20 protein-coding genes and 5 tRNA genes are annotated in these 21,015 nt (G+C 62.4%); 19 read left to right on the top strand and 6 right to left on the bottom strand.

All coding sequences use genetic code 11. The annotated features are described in order from the left end of the window. Nucleotides 1-218: 218 nt before the first annotated feature. The 3 genes from LVE68_RS03255 (at nt 219) to LVE68_RS03250 (ending at nt 3,632) form a co-directional block, all read left to right on the top strand. Nucleotides 219-1,235, top strand: a complete 1,017-nt coding sequence (locus LVE68_RS03255) for an isoaspartyl peptidase/L-asparaginase family protein (protein WP_232942955.1) — start codon at nt 219-221, stop codon at nt 1,233-1,235. 94 nt (nt 1,236-1,329) lie between these two features. Beyond that, nucleotides 1,330-1,455 carry a hypothetical protein gene (locus LVE68_RS18155; RefSeq protein WP_255701151.1) on the top strand — a complete coding sequence of 42 codons (126 nt, stop codon included), beginning with the start codon at nt 1,330-1,332 and terminating at the stop codon, nt 1,453-1,455. A 158-nt stretch (nt 1,456-1,613) separates the two neighbouring features. Continuing rightward, entirely contained in the window at nt 1,614-3,632 is a 2,019-nt protein-coding gene (locus LVE68_RS03250; protein WP_232942954.1) for a mechanosensitive ion channel family protein, read from the top strand. Between the two features lie 11 nt (nt 3,633-3,643). On the opposite strand, the gene LVE68_RS03245 is transcribed toward LVE68_RS03250, so the two are convergent. Together LVE68_RS03245 and LVE68_RS03240 are read right to left on the bottom strand one after the other, a co-directional pair. Further along, entirely contained in the window at nt 3,644-5,095 is a 1,452-nt protein-coding gene (locus LVE68_RS03245; RefSeq protein WP_232942953.1) for a hypothetical protein, read from the bottom strand. 316 nt (nt 5,096-5,411) lie between these two features. Further along, nucleotides 5,412-5,487: transfer RNA gene (locus LVE68_RS03240), tRNA-Arg, on the bottom strand. A 369-nt stretch (nt 5,488-5,856) separates the two neighbouring features. On the opposite strand from LVE68_RS03240, the gene LVE68_RS03235 reads away from it, so the two are divergent. The 13 genes from LVE68_RS03235 (at nt 5,857) to LVE68_RS03175 (ending at nt 16,692) form a co-directional block, all read left to right on the top strand. Beyond that, complete coding sequence (locus LVE68_RS03235; protein WP_232942952.1) at nt 5,857-6,036, top strand: PA3496 family putative envelope integrity protein; 180 nt, start codon at nt 5,857-5,859, stop codon at nt 6,034-6,036. Nucleotides 6,037-6,349: 313 nt separating this feature from the next. Continuing rightward, nucleotides 6,350-6,697 carry an STAS domain-containing protein gene (locus LVE68_RS03230; protein WP_232942951.1) on the top strand — a complete coding sequence of 116 codons (348 nt, stop codon included), beginning with the start codon at nt 6,350-6,352 and terminating at the stop codon, nt 6,695-6,697. Between the two features lie 2 nt (nt 6,698-6,699). Continuing rightward, a complete protein-coding gene (locus LVE68_RS03225) occupies nt 6,700-8,466 on the top strand; it encodes an ATP-binding SpoIIE family protein phosphatase (RefSeq protein ID WP_232942950.1) in 1,767 nt (588 codons plus the stop codon). Between the two features lie 110 nt (nt 8,467-8,576). Next, a complete protein-coding gene (gene ccmA, locus LVE68_RS03220) occupies nt 8,577-9,236 on the top strand; it encodes a cytochrome c biogenesis heme-transporting ATPase CcmA (RefSeq protein WP_232942949.1) in 660 nt (219 codons plus the stop codon). Continuing rightward, nucleotides 9,223-9,966 (top strand): heme exporter protein CcmB, encoded by a 744-nt coding sequence (gene ccmB / locus LVE68_RS03215; protein WP_232942948.1) that lies wholly within the window; start codon nt 9,223-9,225, stop codon nt 9,964-9,966. Before ccmA ends, ccmB begins: the two co-directional genes overlap by 14 nt. Before the next feature lie 12 nt (nt 9,967-9,978). Further along, complete coding sequence (locus LVE68_RS03210; protein WP_305080400.1) at nt 9,979-10,722, top strand: heme ABC transporter permease; 744 nt, start codon at nt 9,979-9,981, stop codon at nt 10,720-10,722. 1 nt (nt 10,723) lies between these two features. Continuing rightward, the gene (gene ccmD / locus LVE68_RS03205; protein WP_232942947.1) at nt 10,724-10,957 is read left to right on the top strand and encodes a heme exporter protein CcmD; all 234 of its coding nucleotides are present in this window, start codon (nt 10,724-10,726) and stop codon (nt 10,955-10,957) included. Nucleotides 10,958-11,017: 60 nt separating this feature from the next. Next, entirely contained in the window at nt 11,018-11,467 is a 450-nt protein-coding gene (gene ccmE, locus LVE68_RS03200) for a cytochrome c maturation protein CcmE (RefSeq protein WP_232942946.1), read from the top strand. Next, a complete protein-coding gene (locus LVE68_RS03195; RefSeq protein WP_232942945.1) occupies nt 11,464-13,449 on the top strand; it encodes a heme lyase CcmF/NrfE family subunit in 1,986 nt (661 codons plus the stop codon). Before ccmE ends, LVE68_RS03195 begins: the two co-directional genes overlap by 4 nt. A 33-nt stretch (nt 13,450-13,482) precedes the next feature. After that, a complete protein-coding gene (locus LVE68_RS03190; protein ID WP_232942944.1) occupies nt 13,483-14,067 on the top strand; it encodes a DsbE family thiol:disulfide interchange protein in 585 nt (194 codons plus the stop codon). Continuing rightward, nucleotides 14,030-14,632 carry an IMPACT family protein gene (locus LVE68_RS03185; RefSeq protein ID WP_232942943.1) on the top strand — a complete coding sequence of 201 codons (603 nt, stop codon included), beginning with the start codon at nt 14,030-14,032 and terminating at the stop codon, nt 14,630-14,632. Before LVE68_RS03190 ends, LVE68_RS03185 begins: the two co-directional genes overlap by 38 nt. A gap of 162 nt (nt 14,633-14,794) precedes the next feature. Further along, nucleotides 14,795-15,133: a hypothetical protein gene (locus LVE68_RS03180; protein ID WP_232942942.1), complete on the top strand. Its 339-nt coding sequence runs from the start codon at nt 14,795-14,797 to the stop codon at nt 15,131-15,133. Beyond that, the gene (locus tag LVE68_RS03175) at nt 15,037-16,692 is read left to right on the top strand and encodes a BCCT family transporter (protein ID WP_370636831.1); all 1,656 of its coding nucleotides are present in this window, start codon (nt 15,037-15,039) and stop codon (nt 16,690-16,692) included. The genes LVE68_RS03180 and LVE68_RS03175 overlap by 97 nt, the downstream gene beginning before the upstream one ends. A 475-nt stretch (nt 16,693-17,167) precedes the next feature. Here LVE68_RS03175 and LVE68_RS03170 read toward each other — a convergent pair. Further along, nucleotides 17,168-17,244, bottom strand: a tRNA-Asp gene (locus LVE68_RS03170). Nucleotides 17,245-17,291: 47 nt separating this feature from the next. Then, nucleotides 17,292-17,367 (bottom strand) — tRNA-Val (locus LVE68_RS03165). A 216-nt stretch (nt 17,368-17,583) separates the two neighbouring features. Here LVE68_RS03165 and LVE68_RS03160 point away from each other — a divergent pair. After that, nucleotides 17,584-18,303: a DUF4197 domain-containing protein gene (locus LVE68_RS03160; protein WP_232942940.1), complete on the top strand. Its 720-nt coding sequence runs from the start codon at nt 17,584-17,586 to the stop codon at nt 18,301-18,303. Nucleotides 18,304-18,721: 418 nt separating this feature from the next. On the opposite strand, the gene LVE68_RS03155 is transcribed toward LVE68_RS03160, so the two are convergent. Both LVE68_RS03155 and LVE68_RS03150 read right to left on the bottom strand, forming a co-directional pair. Beyond that, nucleotides 18,722-18,798 (bottom strand) — tRNA-Asp (locus LVE68_RS03155). A gap of 47 nt (nt 18,799-18,845) precedes the next feature. Further along, nucleotides 18,846-18,921 (bottom strand) — tRNA-Val (locus tag LVE68_RS03150). Nucleotides 18,922-19,099: 178 nt separating this feature from the next. Here LVE68_RS03150 and LVE68_RS03145 point away from each other — a divergent pair. Beyond that, entirely contained in the window at nt 19,100-19,651 is a 552-nt protein-coding gene (locus LVE68_RS03145; RefSeq protein ID WP_232942939.1) for a cytochrome c-type biogenesis protein, read from the top strand. Then, nucleotides 19,644-20,900, top strand: a complete 1,257-nt coding sequence (ccmI, locus tag LVE68_RS03140) for a c-type cytochrome biogenesis protein CcmI (protein WP_233006761.1) — start codon at nt 19,644-19,646, stop codon at nt 20,898-20,900. Before LVE68_RS03145 ends, ccmI begins: the two co-directional genes overlap by 8 nt. Nucleotides 20,901-21,015 lie beyond the last annotated feature (115 nt).

Genomic DNA, 21,015 nt, shown 5'->3' with positions numbered 1-21,015 from the left:
TGGTTGCAATTGTGGCGCACGGGTCGCCCCGAACACGGCGCACACTCTGTTGGCAATCATAGGCTGCCTGAGGTTCCTTTATTCGTGTATTTCAGCTTTTGGATTACCCCGTTGATGATTTGTCTGCAAGTGCGGTCTGTCGGTGAACTCTTTCGCTACCCGGGCCAAAGTGGTACTAATAAATGCTGCAAACGTAAAAGAAAAAGGCGTCAACTCCCATGAAAAGAATGATCTCCCTGGCCGGTATCGTCGGTATGCTGCTGTGTGGCGTGGTGACGGCGGCGGAAGACCGCCCGCTCGCCATCGCTATTCACGGCGGTGCCGGTACCATCGAGAAAAGCAAGATGACTGCTGAGCGTGAAAAAGCTTATCGCGCCAAGCTGGAGGAGGCCCTGGCAAAAGGCTATGCGATCCTGGAGGCGGGGGGCACCAGCCTGGCCGCGGTGACGACGGCAATTAATGTGCTCGAAGACTCGCCGCTCTTCAATGCCGGCCGGGGCGCCGTCTATACCTATGACGGCACCCATGAACTGGACGCCTCGATTATGGATGGGCGCACCCGTCAGGCGGGCGCAGTGGCCGGGGTATCCCGCATAGCCAACCCCATCGACCTGGCGCAAATGGTGATGGAGAAGTCACCGTTTGTGATGCTGGCCGGCGAGGGCGCAGAGGAGTTTGCCCGGGCGCAGGGTATGGCCATGGTCGAGAACAGTGTTTTTGATACCGAGCACCGGCGGCGGCAGCTGGACGAGGCGAAGCAGAAGCTGGACCGCAAGGGTGGTGACCAGGCCTCGGTAAACGCGCTGCCAGTGCCATACCGAATGGGCACTGTCGGCGCCGTTGCCCTGGATCGCGAGGGCAATATTGCCGCGGGCACTTCTACTGGTGGTATGACCGCCAAGCGCTACGGGCGTATCGGCGACTCGCCGGTGATCGGGGCGGGAACCTTCGCCGACAATGATTCGTGCGCTGTTTCCGCCACCGGACATGGGGAATACTTTATCCGTTTCAGTGTTGCCGCGGATATCTGCGCGCGGGTGCAATACCAGGGCAAGACTGTCCGCGAGGCAGCAGAAACCGTCATCAACGATGTGCTCAAACCGGTGGGCGGCACCGGCGGAGTCATCGTCCTCGATGCGCAGGGGAATGTCGCACTGGTATTCAATACCGCCGGCATGTACCGGGGCAGCCGGACCAGCAGCCAGCCGGCGAGCGTAGCGATTTTTGGGGAGTAATTCCCGCCCCGCGTGACTTGCAGGCCCCGCGGCCGATGGCCGCGTCGCCCTGTGCTACATTTGCTGTGCATTCGTTCTGAAAGGGGGAGTCCGTATGACACGCAAAGCAACGCGACATCGCCGCAACCGCCAGGCAGAGCGCTCGGTGCGCATTTTCTGGGGCTGGGTATTGCTGGCGGGACTGTTTGCGGTCCTGCTGATGTACCAGGCTCTGGGCTAAAACGCGACTGGCAGGTGATTTCTTCGGGGACACTGACGTGACCCCACTGGCCGCGCGGTGCCCCCATTCGTGCCACAGCGCCCAGCTTCGTCTATCTTCTTGGGATACTGGTTTCGAGTTGACCGGGCTCCTGTCGGGAGCCCGCTGCTGGGGTGTGCGTGCGGCTCTTACGAATTGGTCTCGCCTGTCTCTTGTTTATCCCCGCACTGGTGTCCGGGCAGGCCACCGATGATGAGGCTCCACACGATCACAAGGAGCCCAGTGCGCCGATAGTCGAGGAAGTGGCGGGGAAAAAGCGCCGTAATTACCCCCTGGACCCCCTCGACCTGGCCAGTCCGCGTGCCACCATCACCTCATTCCTGGCCGTGGGTGACCAGATGGGGCAATTCGCCAAGGGACAGTTCTGGGGCGACCCGAGCCGTGAACTGGCTCAGAAGCTCGATGAAAAGCAGGCGCGGGTCAGGCGCATGCTGGACCTCAGTCGGATCCCACCGGCGGCGCGAGCCGACGTGGGTAACGATGCAGCAATTTACCTTTACGAGGTCCTGTCCCGCATCGAACTGCCGCCTCTTGAGGAAATCCCGGGCAGGGAGGAGGTGAACAGCCTGGCGAAAGTGGTTTCCGGAGCCGATGCATCTGCCGAAAAGCCGGTGACATCCCCGCTACCCGGGACTGGCAGCCAAGGGGATACGACCCAGGGGCAGTCCACCGGTATCGCCAGCTCGGTGAGCTGGACCATTCCCCACACGGATATCACCCTGGTGCGGGTAGCGGAGGGCCCGCAGAGCGGTGAATTCCTCTTTTCCGCCGATACGGTTGCGCGCGCGGCCGAGTTTTACCAGCGTGTGCGCCATCTTCCCTACCGGCGCGACGTGCCGATTCCCCATTACGCCGACATGCGTCCCTACCTGGCGATGCGCGGCTGGCTGGTGCCTCCCGAGCTGATTGAATCCTTTCCGGGTTGGATGAAGCGCAGCGTGTTCCGGCAGGCTGTATGGAAGTGGATTGCGCTGGTGGGGATTTTTTCCCTGTTTATTGCCGTCCTGTTTGTCGTCCAGCGCGCCATTACAAACTTCCGGAAAAGTCCCCACTTGCTGGTGAGGTTGTCCCGCTTTATCGTGCCACTGGCGGTGCTCCTGGTGATACAACCGTTGTCCGCTTTCCTGCACCAGCAGCTGACCCTGACTGACGTGATTGGCGGGGGAGTCTCATTGTTGGCGGAAGTGGTGAGTCACCTGGCCATGGCCTGGCTGGCCTGGACCCTGCCTCCGGCGCTGATGGAAATTTATATCAATCGCTCCAGCGTTCACGGTGAGAGCCTGGATGCCCACCTGCTGCGCTTTATTGCGCGGACGGTGGGAATCGCCGGGGTGATCGGGGTGGTCTTCCTGTTGAGTAGCCGCCTCGGGGCCCCGCTTTACAGCCTGTTGGCCGGTTTTGGTATCGGCGGTATCGCCATCGCCCTGGCGATGCGCGGTTCATTCGAGAATTTCATTGGTAGCCTCAACCTGTTTGGCGATAAACCGGTCAGGGTGGGTGACTTCTGTCGTTACGGGGAAGATTCCAGCGAGGATTTCCAGCGCGCGGGCACCGTGGAGAGTATCGGTATGCGTTCGACGCGCCTGCGGGGCATTGACAACAGCCTGACGACCATCCCCAACGCCGACTTCAGCCAGATGCATATCGTCAACTATTCCACGCGCAGCCATATCCTCCTGCGCACGGTACTGACGCTGCGCTTTGAGACCAGCGAGGACCAGTTGCGCTACGTGCTGGTGAATATCCGTGAGATGCTGGTGGGGCATCCCCGGGTTGCCGACGATGAGCCCTCGGTGCGCTTTGCCGGCTTCGGCGACTCGGCATTGCTGGTGGAACTGCGGGTGGATGTCAGTACCAATGAGTACCCGGAGTTCCGTGCCATCTCCGAGGATATCTATTTCCGGGTTTTCCGGATCGTGCGGCGGTCAGGCACCGATTTCGCATTTCCTTCCCAGACCGTTTACTTTACCCGCGATGGCGGTATTGATGAGGAAGTCCAGAAAACAGCTGAAGCCCATGTGCGCGAGTGGGCCGCAGCACAGCAGATGCCATTCCCGAACTTTACCGCGGAACAGCGCGCGGCCCTCCGTAATACCGTCTACTATCCTCCCGAGGGCTCCCCAGGTTCGGAGGGCTAGGGCCGGCCGGGTCAGAAAGCCAGCATCAACTCGGTGTTGAATACGACACCATTGCCGCCGAGGGAGAAGGGCACGCTGTTGTAGCCTACTGGTGAATTATCCAGGTAGAGGAATTGTGCCGTCAGGCGCAGCTCGCGGCGCTTGAAGGGGTAGAAGTTGAAGCCCAGCGCCAGGTCCCAGGGATCGCCATACTCACCATTGATTTTCGAGCCGGCCACAAACATCTGCAGGGTCTTGGGCTTCAGCATGGTCGACCCCTGCAGCTGGAAGCCGTGATCCCAGAGGTCATCCACCGGCAGGCCGGTATCGGTATCGTTCAGGATAATAGTCCTGAAATCATTGACCTTGCGCCAGTAGTACTCCACGTCGAGAGAATAACCACAGTACTTGATGCCGCCGTTGACAGCTGCCATCTGGTACGTGGCGTCAGAGATATTAACGCCGACGTCAAAAGGGTCGGGAGAGAAAATCCGCGTGCCGTCCGACAGCCGGATCTGGCTGTTATCAAAGCTGTTTACCTGGGGCTGGCCCTGGGCGTCCTCGTCACTGCGGGTGTAGTGGATTCCGAACAGGGTGGCCGGCTCGGTATGGAACTCAAAATCGCCGAAGCCATTGGCGGGGCCGTACTCACCGGTGGTGGGCATCCACCACAGCGCGCCCGAGAGGGTGTTGAAATGGTCGTCCAGCTCATCGGCGTCCACGCCCAGCTGGCTCAGGTTGTTGCCAATCATGGCCCGGTACTCGACCTTGTCCGTGATCTCGCCCCAGGCCCACAAGCCAGTGGTGTATGAGCCACGGAAGAATTCATCGGCAATGGTGCGGTGGTCCACCTTCAGCCAGTTGGGGAAGGTGCCGTTGGTGGTGCGGTTGGTGGGCAGGGCATTGATGCCGGCGCCGAGCTTGAAATTGTCATTGAACAGGTAGCTCAGGTAACCGGCCACCACCACCTGGGCCGATTGGCCCTGGTTGGAGTTGCTGGTCCAGGTGTAAAAGCGATACTGGAATTTCGGGTCGAAAATCCAGCCCTTGAACGTGAGGTTGACCTTCTGCAGTTGCATCTGGTTGCGGATGCTGACATCGAAAGTCCTGTCGAAACTGTCGGTGTAGGTGTCTTCGAGGTTTTCCTGGTTCAGGTAGCGGACATAGCTGAAGATGCTGAAGTTCACCTCGCCCATATCCGAGCGCAACAGCACGAACCCCTTGCCGGGTTCGTAGGAGCCCCAGGCCGACGGCGGCGCCGGTGTGCCGCTGGGATAGTAGCTTGGCGCGGGGGCGCGATTCTCATCCGGGGCCGGTGCCCGGGGTGGGGCCTCGACTACTCGCTGGGCCAGTTTGGGCGTGTCGTGCCCGGTTGGTGGCGCGGGAGTATCCAGGGTCCCCGTCGACTGAGCTGTGAGCCCAGCGGCCGGGAGCACCGCGAGGCTGCCGGCAACCAGTGCGACGGCCGTACCATGCTTTATCACTTCGTTACCTTTTCCTTGTTTGTGACTCGTCCGGCATCCATTCCGGGCCCGCCCGCCTGGCGCTATAAGGACTGCGTTCAGGGCAGGTGCGCTCAATTGCCTGCCAGGGTCTCGGGCGAGCACAGTCGGCACCGCTGGGCGAGAGGGCATTCGAGAGAATAGTCGACGAGTGCCAGCAGCGCTTTCAGGGCGTCATTTGGGGGCTGTAATTGGCAGCGTGGGCCTCCAGCGGCCAGTCCGGGGCGTGGGGCTGGTCGGGAGAGTGCCGCTGTTCAGCGGGAGGTTGGGTGGGGGAAATCGGCTTCCGGCGCAGAGTTGGCGCCCCCGGCAGGACTCGAACCTGCAGTGCGGACTTAGGAGGTCCGTGGTTTATCCTGTTAACCGACGGGGGCGTGAGGCCGGGTAGATCCGGGGATCGGGCGGCCTGGAGGGTCGGTATTCTAGCGCCTGTGGCGCCCAGTGTCACCGGTAGTAACAGGGGTGTTTCCGTGGCCCGGGCGGGGCGGGGAACATGGTTTCATATTCCTGACGAGAAATTGTCGCACGACGGTCACTTAAGACAGCTAATTTGCCGCCCCGGGTAGCCGGTTAAGGGGAAGTTTTCCCCGCCGGAACCCGGGTGTGTTACGACGGCGAAATAGCCGGTTTTGGGGATGCAAATTTTGCTTGACCAGCATCCTCGGAGCTGATTAATCTGCAGGTGCACAACAAAAACAACAAGGGTGAATCTGCCCTGGCAGATCGAAATATTGGAGTTTCGTATGAGCGGCAACGTTAGCGAAAAGACCTTCGATTTTGACTACGACGATATCCCCCAATTGGCAACAGAAGTATTGAAACAGGCAACCTCGCAGCCTCCCCGGGATGCCCGGCGAATGGTCGAGGACAAGCTGGAGGAAATACGACTGCAGCGCGAGTTGATGGATTACGATTTCGACTGACCTGCACCAGAAAGGCGCCCACTGGGCGCCTTTCTGCGTTCTGCAGGGACGATCGCTCGGGCAGGGTGGACTGCGGTAGTTACCCCCCCCCCGGTCTGTTGTGTGCCGGTGGCGAGTTCCTGTCGGGGCACCCGGCTCTGCAGGTGGGTGCGTTGAGGTAAAACGGTTCAGAACCGTCCTGTTAAGGCTGTCGGGCAAACGTCGCCGGTCCGGTCCGGTCGTGCGATTACCCGCCCGGTGGATGGATGCTGTACCGGCAGGCCGCGTTCCACCGGTCGCGCCGGGTAAACGGGGATGAATAAGGAGATTCGCCATGCTGATGTTTGAACAGACAGCCTCCCGGGTTTCCACGCAATTGTCGGATGGCGGCGAAGCGCTGACCATTCGGATTGACGGGAACTTCGATTTCAATCTCCACAGTGAATTCCAGCGCGCGTACCGCGACTGTAACCCGGCACCGAAATCCTACAGCGTCGACCTTTCCGATACCCGCTACCTGGATAGCGCCGCGCTGGGAATGCTCCTGTTGCTCCGCGACCACAGCCTGGAGGGGCAGGATGATGGTGGCCAGCGACATACCGTTGAGCTGGTCAATGCCAACGACCATGTGGCCAAGGTGCTGGCGGTTTCCAATTTCGACAAGATTTTCACCATTCGCTAGTGGTGTCCTCTCCCTTTAATATTCTCGTTATCGAGCCCGGCGATGCCGACGCCCGGGAACTCTCCAGTCTCCTGGATAGCTGTGCGCCGCTGGATGCACGGGGTGAGTCCGGCCCGGAGTCGCGGGCCATGGATGTGGCAGTCCGTGTTGTGGGCAGTGTGCCTGCGGCGCTCGCCGCTTTCGATTGTATCCGCCCGCACCTGCTGGTATTCGGCCCCCACGCGGGTGCGGCTCCCGAACCCCGCAGTGTGCACCAGTTGCGTGCGCGGGCCGGGATGGAGCCGGTGCCGGTCCTGGCGGTGCTGGATGAGCACGCGCTGCCCGCCGATGGCGTCGGGGCTGGCTGTGATGATGTCCTGCGGCGGCCCTACAACCGGCACCTGGTGCGACTGAAGCTGGTCGCGTTGCGGCGCTACTGCCAGTTCAACCGTAACCTGATCGCCCAATGCAATCGTATGCGCCGCAGCCAGTCGGACCTGCTCAAGGAGCAGGCCGGGGCGCAGGAGATTTTCCGCAATATGGGGCGGGAAAGTTGCCTGGAACAGACTGATGCCATCCGCTATCACCTGTCGCCCCGGGCTGTGCTCAATGGTGATGTGCTGGCAGCTGCCTGGGCACCCGGCGGCAAGCTGATGCTGTTGCTGGGGGATTTCACCGGTCACGGGCTGGCTGCTGCGGTGGGCGCGGTTCCGCTGACCTCGATTTTCTATTCGATGGTGCCCAAGGGGTTCACTCTCAGCCAGATCGCCCGCGAACTGAACCTGAAGCTGCACCTGGTATTACCCCGCAGCATGTTCTGTTGCGCGGTGTTGCTGGAACTCGACCCGCGCAAGCAGCACCTGCGTGTGCTCAATGCGGGCATGCCCAGTGCCTGCCTCTGCCGGGCCGGGGGAGGCATCCAGATGCTCGAGTCCCGTCACCTGCCCCTGGGAGTGGTACGCTGGCTGAATCTCGAGGAGGCGGTTCAGTATGTTCCCCTCGAGCCCGGTGACTGGCTCTATCTCTGGAGTGACGGTATCCACGAGGCGCGGGGCCCCTCCGGCGAGCTGTTTGGCGAGGAGCGACTGCTGGCCACTATCCGCAATGCCTTTCCGGCGGCGCGTTTTGAGAGGATCCTGGCCGAGATCAGTCGTTTCAGTGTCGGCCAGCAGGACGATCTCTCCCTGGTTGAGCTTTCCCTGGACCAGATCACTGCTGAGACCGTGGAAATCGGTGAGCCGCTTCCGGACCCGCCCGGCACGGGCCACTTCGGCGACTGGTCGTTCGGGGTCACCCTGGCGGCGGAGGACCTGAGGCAAATGGACCCGGTACCGCTGATGCACCGGGTGCTGGCACAGTTTCCCGAGTCCGGGCGTCTGCGCGACACGCTCTCCATCGTCCTGGGGGAGTTGTTCAACAATGCAATCGAGCACGGCTTGCTGCAGCTCGACAGCAGCCTCAAGCGCTCGGAGCATGGATTCGGTGAATACTACCGCCGCCTGGAGTCCGGCCGTCGGCAACTGCAGGATGGCTGGATCCGGATCCGCCTCAGCAGCTGCCGGGCAGGTGGGGACTGCGGGCTGCTGGTGTCGGTATCCGATAGCGGGCCAGGCCTGCCGGCGCGCACTGGCGCGGCCAATGCATACTCGGGCAGGGGACTGGCACTCCTGCAGAGTATCTGCCGCAGGGTGGAGTGGCAGCCGGGCGCGAGTGAAGTAAGGGCACTACTCAGCTGGGAGCAGGAGGAGAACAGTCCCTGGGAGCGGGAAGGGGCCCCCGCAAAGGTTTAATCCGGGCCTCGGAGCAAACAAGTACCATACAATTGGCGCCACAGCCGGTATAATGCCGCTCAGATTTTCATCAATTGCCTGTTCCCGAGGTTTTTGGCGGCACCGGTACTATGTCAGCGACTGCAAGTTCATCCCCCCTTATCCAGCTGCGGCGGCTCTCCTGTGAGCGGGATGGCCGGTGCCTGTTCGCCGGGCTGGACCTGGAGCTGGGAGCCGGGAAAGCCGTGCAGGTCGAGGGCGCCAATGGCTCCGGCAAGACAACCCTGTTGCGCACCCTGATCGGCAGTGCTTCGGACTACCGCGGAGAGATTCTGTGGCGCGGGGAGCCGTTGCCACGGGCACTGCCACAAATGCGCAGTGCGCTGCTCTATATAGGCCACCAGGCGGGAGTGCGCCGCGGCCTGACACCACTGGAAAACCTGGCCTGGTACGGCGCGACCGAGGATGAGGCCCTGGCCGCGCTGGAGCAGGTGGATCTGTACGGGTTCGAGTACAGTCCCTGCCAGCAGCTTTCCGCGGGCCAGAACCGCCGCGTGGCACTGGCCCGGCTCTACCTCCCCAATGCCCCGCAACTGTGGATTCTCGACGAGCCCCTGGCAGCCCTCGACGTAGCCGGCGTCTCCAGCCTGCAGGGGCAGATGGCCTGCCACCTGGGCCGGGGCGGGGCGATCCTGTTCACCTCGCACCAGCCGGTTGCCCTGGCAAACCTGCAACACGTGGACCTGGCGGATTACGCGCCGGCCGGGGAGGGCGAATATGTCCACGCCTGATACCCGTCACCTGCCCCCGGTCTCCGCAACTCCCGCTGACCTTTCGCCCCGTGAGCGGCGCGGGCCGGGATTTGGCGCGCTGCTGCAGACAGAGTTACGGCTGGCGCTGCGACGCCGCTCCGATATCGCCAACCCACTGCTGTTTTTCGTGACGGTGCTGGCCCTCTTGCCCCTGGGAGTGGGACCGGAACCGGGGCTGCTGGCACGCCTGGCGCCGGGAATGATCTGGGTAATGGCACTGCTGGCCACACTGTTGTCGCAGGAGAGCCTGTTCCGCAGTGATTTCGAGGACGGCTCGCTGGAGCAGCTGACCCTGTCCCCGCAGCCGCTCTATTTTGGTGTGCTGGCGAAAGTGGCAGTGCACTGGCTGGTGACCGGCCTGCCACTGGCGCTGCTGTCGCCCCTGCTGGGGCTGATGCTCAACCTGCCGGCTGCGGGCTATGCCTGCCTGTTGCTGTCCCTGTTGCTGGGCACCGCCAGCCTGAGCCTGATCGGCGCCGTGGGGGCGGGGCTCACTGTGGCGCTGCGTCGTCCCGGCCTGCTGCTGGCGCTGATTGTTATGCCGTTATACGTGCCCGTGTTAATCTTCGGCACCGGTGCGGTCCAGGCGGCCGTCGATGGTTACGCCTACAGCGTGCAGCTCGCCATCCTGGCGGCCCTGTTGGCGGCTGCCGCGGCGCTGGCGCCACTGGCGGCCGCCGGCGCCATCCGCATCAGTACCGATTCTTGAGGAGGTTTGCCCTTGGCCTGGCAATGGTTTCACCGCTTGGGTTCGCCGCGCTGGTTTTATGAGAAGACCAGCGCCTGGCTGCCGTGGCTGGCGGCTGCCAGCGCGTTGCTGCTGGCCGTGGGTATGGCCTGGGGGCTTGGGTTTGCCCCGCAGGATGCCAAGCAGGGCAACAGCTACCGCATTATCTTTATCCATGTCCCGGCGGCCTTCCTGGCGCTGGCGGGCTATTACCTGATGGCAATCAGTGGAGCCATCGGGCTGATCTGGAAAATGAAGCTCTCCTTCGTGGTGATGCGGGCTGCCGCACCTATTGGCGCCGCGCTCACGTTCGTATCCCTGTTTACCGGTGCGGTCTGGGGCAAGCCCACCTGGGGCACATACTGGGTATGGGATGCCCGTATTACCTCCATGCTGATCCTGTTCTTCCTCTACGTGGGGGTGATCGCCCTGTCCGGTGCCTTTGCCCGCGAGCAGCTGGCCGACAAGGCCTGTGCCCTGCTGGCGCTGGTGGGCACCGTCAATATCCCGATCATCTACAAGTCGGTGGACTGGTGGTTCACCCTGCACCAGCCGGCGACCATCAAGCTGACCGAGTCCAGCAGCATTGATCCGAGCATGTTCTACCCGCTGCTGACCATGATCATCGGCTTTTACTGTTTCTATGCCTGGGTGCTGATTCTCCACACCCGCACCCTGGTGCTGAAGCGGGAATCGCGAACCCAGTGGGTGCAGCAGCTGCTGGGGGAGGGACGATAGGATGGAATTCCAGTTTGCCGGCCTGGCGGATTTTATCGCCATGAACGGCCACGGCCCGTTTGTCTGGGTTGCCTATGGCGTGACCCTCCTCACCATGGCCGGGCTGGTTACCCAGCCGTTGCTGGAGCGCCGCAGGTTGCGCGCGGAGTTTCGCCGCGAACAGCGTATCCGCGAGCGCCGCGCCGCACGGCGCCAACCAGAGAGACCGGCAGCCGAGGCCGCGCTGGCCGAGTAATCGCGGCCCGGTCGTAACAGATTCATTACTTGACTTGATTTCCGGGGGAAATGACCGCTCATGCATCCCGCACGTAAACAACGCCTTATCCTGGTGCTGGTCCTGGTGGCCCTGTCCAGTGCCGCCGTGGGGTTTGTCACCTACGCCATGCGTAACAATATGGACTATTTTTACGCCCCCACTGCCTTTGCAGCGGGGGAGGTGCCGTTCGAGAAGCGAATCCGGGCCGGCGGCTGCGTGGTGCCGGGCAGTGTCCGGCGCAGCGAAGAATCGCTCGACGTTCACTTTGCGATTACCGATGGCGAGGCGGACCTGCAGGTAGTGTTCGACAAGATCCTCCCCGACCTGTTTGCCGAGGGTGAAGCCGCCGTGGTAACCGGGCAGTTGATGCGTGACGGCACCATGCGTGCTGACCAGGTGCTGGCCAAGCACGACGAGAACTACACACCGCCGGAGGTGGCCGAGTCCATGGCTGGTAACGCCACCTGTGGGGACGGAGCGAAAATATGACTCCGGAGCTGGGACACTTCGCACTGCTGGTGGGGCTGCTGTTATCGGTGGCCCTGACCGCGGTACCCGTGGCCGGGAGCTATACCGCCCGGCCCCTGTGGATGGAAGCCGGGCGCCCGCTGGCCCTGGGGGTGTTGGTGTTTACTGCCATCGCCTTCCTGTGCCTGACGGCGGCCTTTGTCCAGAGCGATTTCAGCGTCAATTATGTGGCGCAGAACTCCAACAGCCTGTTGCCCCTGCACTACAAGATTACCGCCGTGTGGGGCGGCCACGAGGGCTCTATCCTGCTGTGGCTGCTGATGCAGGCCGGCTGGGCCGCCGCCGTAGCCCTGTTCAGCCGCCAGCTGCCAGCGGAGCTGGTGGCGCGGGTACTGTCGGTGCTGGGTTTTGTGCTGGTGGGTTTCTTCCTGTTTATCCTGCTGACCTCCAACCCGTTTGACCGCACCCTGCCGTTTCCGCCCGTGGAGGGCAATGACCTGAATCCGCTGCTGCAGGATCCCGGCATGATCATCCACCCACCGTTGCTGTATATGGGCTATGTGGGCTTTTCGGTGGCTTTCGCCTTTGCCATCGCTGCGCTATTGGGTGGGCAGCTGGATGCGGCCTGGGCCAGGTGGGTACGCCCATGGACGGCGGTGGCCTGGTCCTTCCTTACCCTGGGGATTGCCCTTGGCAGCTGGTGGGCCTATTACGAGCTGGGCTGGGGCGGCTGGTGGTTCTGGGACCCGGTGGAAAACGCCTCGTTTATGCCCTGGCTGGTGGGCACGGCGCTGCTGCATTCACTGGCAGTAAGTGAGAAGCGCGGCCTGTTCAAGAGCTGGACCATCCTGCTGGCAATCTTTGCCTTCAGCCTCAGCCTGCTGGGAACATTCCTGGTGCGCTCCGGTGTACTCACCTCGGTGCATGCCTTCGCCACCGACCCCTTGCGCGGTGGGTTTATCCTGGCGTTCCTGGTGATCGTGGTGGGGCTGTCGCTGGTACTGTTTGGCCTCCGGGCACCAGCAGTCAGCGCGGGCAGTGTGTTCTCGTTCCGCTCCCGGGAAACATTCCTGCTGTCCAACAATATCCTGCTGGTATTGATTACCGGCGTGGTGCTGACCGGCACCCTGTATCCGCTGCTGGCCGATGCCCTCAACTGGGGCAAGATCAGCGTGGGCCCGCCGTTCTTCAACCTGTTTTTTGTGCCCCTGATGGTGTTTCTCAGCGTTGTGCTGGGCCTGGGCATTCATGCCAACTGGAAGGACAGCCGCTGGGACCGCCTGTGGAGTCTGTGGCAGTTGCCCCTGGCGGTGGCTGTGGTGGCGGGCCTGGCAATTCCGTTTGCACTGGGCGAGTTCCACTGGGGGGCGGCGCTGGGAATCTTCGTCGGAAGCTGGGTCACCGCATCCAGCCTCGCGGATATCCTCGGCAAGACCCGCAACGCTGACTCGTTACTGGCGGGCCTGCGACGCCAGCGGGCCAGTTACTACGGCATGCACCTGGCCCATGTCGGCCTGGCCGTGACTGCGCTGGGTGTGGCCCTGACCACAATCTACAGCGTGGAGGACGATGTCCGCCTGGGAGCGGGGGATACGCACCGGGTCGCCGGTTATGAATTCCGCTTTGACGGTGTGCGCCAGGTGCAGGGCCCCAATTACCGCGCGTTTGAAGGGGTAGTGCATGTCAGTCGCGGCGGTTCGCCGGTGGCGGAATTGCACCCGCAGAAACGCAATTACCTGTCCGGCGGCAATACCATGACCGAGGCTGCTATCGACACGGGGCTGTTCCGGGATATCTACGTGGCCCTGGGTGAGCCGCTGGACAAGGGTAACCCTAACGGGGACTGGGCCGTGCGCCTGCAGTACAAGGCCTTTGTGGTCTGGATCTGGCTGGGTGCGCTGCTGATGGCCATTGGTGGTGGCATCGCGGTGGCCGACAAGCGCTACCGCAAGGTCCGTGCTGCCCGTGCCGAAGCCATCGATGCGATGCCGGCGGGTGCCTGAGTCGCGGATAAGTAGAGGGAGATCGAAATCACCATGGCCAGACTCAAGCTGTTCCTGCCGCTGATTATTTTCGCTGCGCTGGCCCTGCTGTTCTGGCGGGGCCTCTCGCTGGACCCGCAGGAAATGCCCTCGGCGCTACTGAACAAACCGGTACCTGAGTTTTCCCTGCCGAAAGTCGCGGATAGTGAGGCCCGGGCCGGGCTGGCGGACCTGCCGGCCGAACCCCTGTTGCTGAATGTGTGGGCGACATGGTGCATCGCCTGCCGGGTGGAGCATCCCTACCTGAACAAATTGGCCAGCCAGGGCGTGCCCATCATTGGCGTCAACCTGAAGGACGACAACGCCGAGGCGCAGAAGTGGCTGGAGAAATTCCATAACCCCTACCTGTTCAGTGTCGCTGACCGGGAAGGGCGGCTGGCCCTGGACCTGGGTGTGTTTGGCGCGCCGGAAACATTCCTGGTGGACTCTGGCGGTACTATTCGCTGCAAGCATGTCGGAGTGGTAGATGACCGTATCTGGCAGACCAAGCTCCAGCCGCTGTACGAAAGATTGCAGGACCAGTCATGGGAAGAATTTGCCGGTGAGTTACCAGATTCCCTGCTCTCCCGTTGTCAGTGAGACGGAAGAGAAGAAGAGCCGCTTTATCTGCTGGCTGGGTCCGGCTGAAGACAAGGCGGCGTTCCTGCAGCAGTTGGAAACCGTGCGCAGCCAGTTCCCCGATGCCAGCCACCACTGCACGGCACTGGTGATCGGCAACCCGGCCAACCCGTTAGTCATGCAGTCGGATGATGACGGTGAGCCCGGCGGCAGTGCCGGCCGCCCCATGCTGGAACTCCTGTTGAAACAGGAAGTGGGTAACGTTGGTGCGATTGTCACGCGCTACTTCGGCGGCACCAAGCTCGGCGTCGGTGGCCTGATGCGCGCCTACCGCGGCGCGGTGGGGGCGGCACTCCGGCAGGCTGAGCTGAAGCCATTCATTCCCTTTGTAAGCGCCTCTGTCTCCTGCGATTTTGCCCAGGAGTCGCGGTTGCGTTTCCTGGTGGGGCAGGCTGGTGGGCACTGCGACGAAGCGGCGTACGGCGAGGGAGTCACCGTGCCCATTGCGCTGCCGCAGGATCACTGGGATGCGCTGGCTGCGACCCTTGTTGCTGAGGGTTGCCGGGTACACCGCGACGGCAACTGATACCGGCCGGACGGCTGCCCCTGTCCCGAGACTTTTACCCTCCCTCCCGATCCGATATAAAGGTCACCGGAAGAGCCCGCTCGCCAGGCAGTGCCCGGCCAGCCGGAAAAACAAGAACCCTCACGGGGCGACCTGCCCAGGGAACTACAAGGGGAAAGGATTATGCTACAGGCGTTAATTGCCGGCGGTGTTGTTTACGGTTTGTTCAACTTACTGGAGCGCGGTCGCGACCGGGGGCTGGATGGATTCACCTCAATCACGTTTGTGCTGGTGCCGGCACTGTTGGTCTGGCTGGCGAGCATGGCGGTGGCATTCAGTGGCCTGCCCCAGCAACTGTTGCTTCCGCTGCTCACCCTGTACTTTGTTGTGCCTGCCCTGATGCTGCGACTGCAGTTTGATTTCAGCTGGAAAACCGCCTGCGGCTACGGGGCGCTGGTGTTTGTGGTTGCCATTGCGGTGGATATCCTGCTGGGTATCGGGCTGGCAGCGATAGGCAACTGAAGCGGGATGGTGCCATCAACCTTCGCCGCCGGATAACATCCGCCTTTCGGGGACACCTGAAACCCATTACGTTCTGGCCGGCGCTGGCAGGCGTGCTGGTTGTGCTGCTTGTTACAGCCGTGGACCAGGAGGCCTTCGTCAAGATGGCCTCCGCGGCCAATGCGGCGGTTATCGAGCATTTCTCCTCGCTTTTCCTCTATTCAGCCCTGGGGCTTCTGGCCCTTTGCCTGGTGGTGTTTCTATTGCCGTTGGGCCGGGTGAGGCTTGGCGGGCCCGAGGCCGAGCCCATCTATCCGCCTTTCCGCTGGTTTGCGGTTTCCCTCACCACCGTGATTGCCATGGGGATTCTGTTCTGGGCGGTAGCGGAGCCTGTGGTGCATTTTCGCGAGCCGCCGGCATTCACTGGTATCGAGCCGGGCAGTGAGGCGGCGATGCGGTTCGCGCTTTCATCAGTATTCGTCCACTGGACCCTGGCACCTTATGCCATCTACACCGTGGCGGCCCTGACGTTTGCCCTGTGCTTTTACAACCTCGGATACGAGTTTTCCGTGGGGGCGATGCTGCGGCCGCTGCTGCGCGGGCACCTGGGCAATGTTGCGGGACAGGTGGTGGATGGCCTGGTGCTGTTTGCGGTGGTGGTGGGAATGTCGGGGGTACTGAGCGCCGGGCTGTTGCTGATCGGTGATGGCCTGCAGGTCCTGTTTGGCATCGCCAGGTCGCCGGTAGCCTACGCGGCAACCGCCGGTTTTATTGTCGCGGTGGCACTGTTGTCTGCTGCCAGCGGGCTACGCCAGGGCATCCAGGTGCTGGCGCGGGCCAATACCATCCTGTTTGTGGCGCTGATGCTCTACCTGTTGCTGGTGGGTCCATCTGGTTTTATCGCGGGGCTTGGTGCCGGCTCACTGGTCGATTACCTGGCCAACTTCTTTCCCCGCCAGTTACTGCTGAGTGAGCCGCAAGATAGCCAGTGGTCCGGCTGGTGGACCACTGCGTTTTATGCCAGCTGGTTCGCCTGGGCACCGCTGTCGAGCCTGTTCCTGGGGAAAATCGCCAGGGGCTACACAGTGCGGCAGTTTATCCTTGTGAACCTGCTGTTGCCGTCACTGTTTGGCGTTTTGTGGTTCTCCACCTTTGGAGGTGCCGCCCTTTACTTCGATAACCTCGGGGGCGGTGCCATGTACCAGGTGTACCGGGAACAGGGGCTCGCTGCGATGGCCTACCAGCTGTTCAGTTACCTGCCGGGCAGCACCCTGCTGAGCCTGTTTTTCATCTGCGGTTGCTTTATCTCCTTTATCACTGCAACGGATTCCAATACCGATGCTATTGGCGGGCTGTGCATGAAGTCGGTGACCGCTGCCCATATGGGATCGCCGTTTGGGGTGAAGTTGTTGTGGGCTGGATTGGTCGGCCTGGTGGGGTGGTGCAGTGCCAGCTTTCTCGGTAGCGACGGTATCAAGATGTTGGCAAACCTTGCGGGTTTGCCGGGACTGTTGATTGTGTTGGGGAGTGCGGGATCGCTGGTGGTTTTGTTAGTCCAGGGGGTGGGGGAGCCGCGTTGATTCTGCTATGGGCGGCAGGTTGGCTGAGTGGCAGTGCACCGGTGTCCAGGTTCGTTCTTGGCGTATTTGTGATTCGCGGTTATGCCGCTAACCCTGCGGGCGCCGTGGCTTCGCTCTGGCGTCCAAAATTGCTCTTGGCAATTTAGTGACTCGGGCCATCCATGGCCCTCGCCCTGCGGGCACCTCCGCTTCGTTGCTGCGTCCAAAATTGCTCCCGGCAATTTTGTCGAACGGGGGTTCTTGTACGTCGATCCAGCACATACAAAAAAGCCGCGCTCTTGCGTAGATCGCTCCTCGCCAACTGAAGCTCTTGTAGCGGGACTGATTCGCGGCATTGCCGCTCACCCTGCGGGCGCCGTCGCTTCGCTCTGGCGTCCCAAATTGCCGATGGCAATTTTGTCGAACGGGGGTTCTTGTACGCCGATCCAGCACATACAAAAAAGGCCCACACTTTCGTGTGGGCCTTTTTTGTATGTGGCGGACCGGACGGGACTCGAACCCGCGACCTCCGGCGTGACAGGCCGGCATTCTAACCAACTGAACTACCGGTCCGCAGTCTTCGTTTCCCCGTTACAACCTGCCGGGCAGGTGAGGGGAAGTGGTGGGTGGTACAGGGGTCGAACCTGTGACCTACGGCTTGTAAGGCCGTCGCTCTCCCAACTGAGCTAACCACCCTCGAAGGGCTGCGTATCTTACCGGTAAATCTTATTGAGTCAATGCCCTTTTCCAAAAATTCGGGAGGCGCGGCGGTGGTCGGCCAGTGCAGGGGTGGCGGGTTTTGCGGGGGAGCTACGTTTGGCATGGTTTGCCTGTGCGTAGCAGGAAGCCAGTCACTTTCCAGGTGGCCCGGGTGGGTTAGTATTGCGCAATCGGATTTCGAGGAGAATTATCATGACGCATCATTGGAAATTGGCCGTTGTCCTGGCCGGGGGATTGGTGCTGGCGGCCTGCCAGAATATGGAGGCGGTCTCGCCCTGGGTCGATGTCGGCAACCAGGTGGCCAAAAATGCCGGTTACGATACCGACTCAAGGCTTGCGCGGGGCATCAAGGAAACCCTGCGCACCAGCACTGACCGGGCCAGCAGCCGGCTGTCCCAGGTGGGCGCGTTCAACCTGGGCCTGCCTGCATCGGTCCGCCCGGTGGAAGATGGCCTGCGCCAGTTTGGTTTCGGCAACTATGTGGACCAGCTGGAGGATGCCATGAATCGCGGCGCGGAACAGGCGGTGGCTGAGGCGGCGCCGGTGTTCAAGCAGGCAATTACCGGAATGACGGTCAATGATGCGCTGGGCATTATCCGCGGCAGTGAGACTGCGGCCACGGATTACTTCCAGCGCCAGACCGAGAGCGCCCTGCGCATGCGCTACCAGCCGATTGTGGAAGCCAACCTGCGTAAGACCGGCTTTTACGGCCAGTATGAGAGCCTGCTTTCTACCTACGAGAAGTTACCCATCGCCAACAAGCCGGATATGGACCTGGAGCGCTACGTGATTGACCAGAGCATGATGACCCTGTTCAGCCGTATCGGTGAGGAAGAGGCCCTGATTCGCCGGGATCCTGTGGCCCGGGGCAGTGTGCTGATTGGCCAGGTGTTCGGGGCCGGGGAGGGCTGATTGTCAATTTGCTGATACTGGTTAAGTGGGTGAGCGGTCCATGCATTGCAGGTTGACGGTGAACCCGTAAGAAAAAGCCCGCTCTCAGTGGGCTTTTTTTGTTGGGCTGGGCGGGACAGGTGGGTGTCGTCGCTTTGCTGCGGCGTTCAAAGCGGCTGTCCTGCCGATTTTTCGAACGGGGGTTCTGTCACGCCGATCCAGCACCTGTTAAAGCCTTGCGGTTCTTCGGGGCTGCATTGCCAACTGCGCTTGACGAGACGGGACTGATTCGCGGCTGCGCCGCTCACCCTACGGGCGCCGTTGCTTCGCTCTGGCGTCCAAATCGGCTGTCCTGCCGATTTGTCGAACGGGGGTTCTGTCACGCCGATCCAGCACATACAAAAAAGGCCCACACTTTCGTGTGGGCCTTTTTTGTATGTGGCGGACCGGACGGGACTCGAACCCGCGACCTCCGGCGTGACAGGCCGGCATTCTAACCAACTGAACTACCGGTCCGCATTCCTTGCTTCCCCGTTGTAACCTGCCGGGCAGGTGAGGGGAAGTGGTGGGTGGTACAGGGGTCGAACCTGTGACCTACGGCTTGTAAGGCCGTCGCTCTCCCAACTGAGCTAACCACCCCGCGTCAGGAGCTGCGTATAGTAATGATATTTTTCGGTGCGTCAACGCTTTGTGAAAAATTTTTTTACCTTTCAATGAGTTAAGCGGTCCGGGGGAGCTGCGGGGGCGAGTGCGGGGGGTGGGGGAGGCTGTTATAATCGCGCAAATTTCCACCGCACGCATCGACGGAGAGAACTGGGTGAGAGAACGAGAAAGAAAGACCGGGTGGCATCACCGGGTCGTGGCCCTGGTGGGCGGCCTTTGCCTGTCGCTGGCCGCGGTAGCCGCCGTGGAGGTCGAGCCGTTGTCGACTGCGGAGCTGGAGGCGCGCTACCAGGTGCTGATCGAGGAGATGCGCTGCCCCAAGTGCCAGAACCAGAACCTGGCGGGGTCTGACTCCCCGGTGGCCCAGGACCTGCGCCGGGAGATCCGGCGACTCCTGGAAGAGGGGTTCACCGATCAGGAGATTACCGAGTACATGGTGGCCCGCTATGGGGATTTCGTCCTCTACCGGCCCCCGGTGCAGCGCAACACCATGGCCCTGTGGATTGCACCCGGGGTATTTGCCGCCTTTGGCCTGTTGGCGCTGGTGGTGGTGGTGATGCGCTCCCGCTCGGGCACAGGTGCGCGGCAGGATGATGCCAGTGGGGAGCTGACCGCCGACGAGCGGCAGCGCCTGCAGGCACTGCTGGGGGAAGAGGAATTGAAAGCGGATCGGGAGAGTGACCGTGGGGCCGGGCGTGATGACTGAATTGTGGTTGGGCGTGGCGGCCCTGGTTCTGCTGCTGGTTTTCGTGCTGCTGTGGCCGGCGCTGCGCGGAGCGGGGGCCCACCGGCGCGTGCAGGCAGAAGCCGGGCGCCAGCGGGCGGCACTGGCGACGCTGTACCGGGAGCAAAGGGCAGAGCTTGAGGCATCACGCGCCAGTGGCGCCATCGACGAAGACCAGTTTGCCCAGTTGGAGGCGGAAATGGCCCGCAACCTGCTGGCGGCAGAGCAGTCGGCAGCTGGCGAATCCCGCCAGGGCGGCCGTGGCCTTCTGCTGGGGCTGGCGGTAGTGCTGCCGCTGGCGGCGCTGGCGCTGTACCTGGACAGGGGGCACGTGGGGGACCTCGAGCTGTATCGCGATATCCTCGCCAGCCAGCAGGGCGAGACCGACCGGGCGACAGAAGAACGAATTACCCGTCAGCTACAGGAGCGGGCGGAGTCCCATCCTGATGACCTCACCAGCCGCTATGTCCTGGCGCAGCGGTTGATGGTTCGCGGTGACCTGGACGGCGCGGTGGCGGCATATCGCTACATAGTGGAGCAGCAGCCGGAGGCGGCGGGTGTGAAGGCAGAGCTGGCACAGGCGCTGTTTTTCCAGCAGGGCTCCCGCGTGACCGGGGAAGTCCGCAGGCTGGTGGGTGAGGTGCTGGAAGTGCAACCGGACAACGGTACCGCGCTGGGCCTGGCCGGCATCGCCGCCTTTGAGGAGCAGAAATTCCAGGTGGCGCGGGCCCTGTGGCAGCGCGCCCTCAACCAGCTGGCGCCGGGTTCTGCGGCGGCCCAGGCCCTGGCCGCCGGTGTGGCGCGGGCAGAGCAGGCGCTGGCAGAGCGGGGCGAGGCGGTCGATAGTGAAGCTGTGGCTGAAGCCCGCGCGCCGGACGCTGGCGAGGGAGATGGTCCGGCGATCCGTATCAATGTAAGCCTGGCAGAGGCGGTCAAGGCACCGGCAGGGACGCCGGTATTTATCTATGCCCGTGGTTCCGATAGCCCCATGCCCCTGGCGATTGTCCGGCTCAGTGCCGGCCAGCTGCCGGCAGAGGTGGTGCTGGATGAGTCGCGGGCAATGATGCCGGGTCGCTCCCTGGCCGGGGTGGACCGGGTGCAGCTGGTGGCGCGCCTGGCGATTAACGGCGATGCCCGGCCGGCGCCCGGGGACTGGCAGGGCAGCATCGAGTCGCTGCCGCAGGCCGACTGGGACCAGCCGGTATCGATTACGATCGACCGCCAGTTGTAGGCGCCCCGGGGTTCCCCTTTGCCCCGTTCCGGTAGCGGCCGGGGGTGCCGCGCGGCCCCTGCGGGCAGCCGTTGCGGCATCCCCTAATCGAAAATTACCGCTGAAACCACCGGCG

The organism is Microbulbifer sp. YPW16 (assembly GCF_021290385.1).
GTDB lineage: Bacteria > Pseudomonadota > Gammaproteobacteria > Pseudomonadales > Cellvibrionaceae > Microbulbifer > Microbulbifer zhoushanensis.
Note: the sequence above shows the minus strand (reverse complement) of the source record. Positions and strands in the feature narration are given on the sequence as shown.